1 protein-coding gene is annotated in these 240 nt (G+C 64.2%); it reads right to left on the bottom strand.

Going from position 1 to position 240, the window contains the following annotated elements:
- A partial coding sequence (locus tag N2041_RS14365; protein ID WP_297679269.1) for an SDR family oxidoreductase occupies positions 1-208 on the bottom strand: 208 nt, incomplete at its 3' end.
- Positions 209-240: the final 32 nt, after the last annotated feature.

The raw sequence follows: 240 nt of genomic DNA on the forward strand, positions 1-240 counted from the left end.
GGTCGCGGGCCAGTTGGGCCAGTCCAGCCTTGGAAACAGCGTACAAGCCTATCGCCTGGTTGCCCCGCAAGGCCGATAAGCTGGCGATAAACACCAGGCTACCCCCGCGGCCCAGCATCTGGGGGATCACCAGACCAGCTAACCAGAGGTTGCTTTGCAAGTTAATCCGCATGGTGGTTGCCCAGTCGGCCTCGGAAGCGCTCAGCATGGGGCCGAAATGCGGAGCCACCCCGGCGGCGG

The organism is Tepidiforma sp., assembly GCF_026419595.1.
In the GTDB taxonomy this organism is placed as follows: Bacteria; Chloroflexota; Dehalococcoidia; order Tepidiformales; family Tepidiformaceae; genus Tepidiforma.